The organism is Yersinia sp. IP36721, from assembly GCF_003634395.1.
GTDB lineage: Bacteria > Pseudomonadota > Gammaproteobacteria > Enterobacterales > Enterobacteriaceae > Yersinia > Yersinia entomophaga.
This window is the reverse complement of the sequence record NZ_QCZL01000061.1, coordinates 1-1,469: the sequence shown is the minus strand read 5'-3', so window position 1 is coordinate 1,469 and position 1,469 is coordinate 1. Positions and strand designations below refer to the sequence as shown.

Genomic DNA, 1,469 nt, shown 5'->3' with positions numbered 1-1,469 from the left:
GGAAAGCAGGGAAACCACGGCTGGGCGTGGATAAATATCCCAGCACAAATTACATAAGGTCGCATAACGCGGCCTTTTTTATTGGCGGGTAAATGAGGAATGAATGATGAAATTGAATATATCTGTAGAACTTGAATGGCTTGGCGAAGATGGCGACTTAGACGCAGAAGTTAAGCAAGAAATCATCAGCGGCGTTAAGAATGCTATTTCACGCGATTGCTTGGCTAAAGTGGAAAAAGAAGCCTCTGCGCAGATTAATCAGGCAATCAACGAATCAATATCAGTAGCTAAAAAAGCCATTGAGCAAAAAGCTATTAAATTTGCAGATGATTGGCTGGAGAAAGAAGTCACAGTTACTGATAAGTGGGGTGATGTGCAGGACTGCCTGACTATTACAGACCTTATTAAACGCAGCTTTGACAAAACGCTGGAGAAAAAAGTCGATTCAAGTGGCAACTTTAGCAACGATTACAACGCAATGCCCCTTGTTAAGTACCTGATGGGCCGGCGCATGGAAGAGCTAGTTCAGGCGAAAATCAAGCCATTACAAAAAGATATCGACAATGCGATCGCCAATGCAGTCAATGCAGGGATCCGCAAGAACGTATCAGATAAATTTGCCGAGATGGTTATCCAGACGGCAAAGCAAAACAATCAGCCAGCACTTGAAATCAAATAGTAATCACTAGTGACCTTACCCCTGCCACTTAACCGGTGGCAGCAATAAGACCACTGAAACAAACAACGAGCTGCTTAATGCGGCTTTTTTATTCCAAAAATTCAAGGAAGCAGCATGAGCAAAGAAACAGTTATTACCTTTAAAGGCTTCGACCAAAATCTTCAGTGCCGTGGCTACCAGTTCGAAATTGGCAAAACGTATACGCATGAGGGCAAGGTCGAGGCATGCGGCTCTGGCTTCCACGCTTGTGAATGCCCATTTGATGTTTTCGGATATTACCCGCCAACAAATAGCCGGTATGCAGTAACTGAATCATTTGGTGTTATTGACCGCGAAGATGATGGCGATACAAAAATCGCAAGCGCCAGCATAACCATCACAGCAGAACAAACCCTCCCTCAGTTTATTCAGCGCGGGATTGATTGGATCTGGAGCAAAGTTGATAAGTCGCTTGAACAGCAGATCATGACCGGCAACCGGTCAGCGGCAACCAACACTGGCGACCGGTCAGCGGCAACCAACACTGGCAACCAGTCAGCGGCAACCAACACTGGCGACTGGTCAGCGGCAACCAACACTGGCGACTGGTCAGCGGCAGAGGTGTCTGGATCGCAATCTGTAGCGGCTTCATTCGGTGATGGTGGAAAGGCTAAAGCGTCAGAAAGCGGCGCAATCGTCCTGTGCTACCGAAATGGCGAAGGCGAACTAATTCATATCCGTGCCAGTAAAGTAGGCGAGAACGGAATTAAGCCGGATGTTTGGTATTCGCTGAATGAGAATGGCGAGTTTG

The 1,469-nt window shown here is 46.8% G+C and carries 2 protein-coding genes; both read left to right on the top strand.

The genetic code is table 11. From position 1 onward, the window contains the following. The first annotated feature begins 103 nt into the window (after positions 1–103). Positions 104–679 carry a hypothetical protein gene (locus tag DBA33_RS20185; RefSeq protein WP_162975260.1) on the top strand — a complete coding sequence of 192 codons (576 nt, stop codon included), beginning with the start codon at positions 104–106 and terminating at the stop codon, positions 677–679. 114 nt (positions 680–793) lie between these two features. Then, on the top strand, positions 794–1,469 hold a 676-nt coding region (locus DBA33_RS20180; RefSeq protein WP_120807105.1), incomplete at its 3' end, for a hypothetical protein.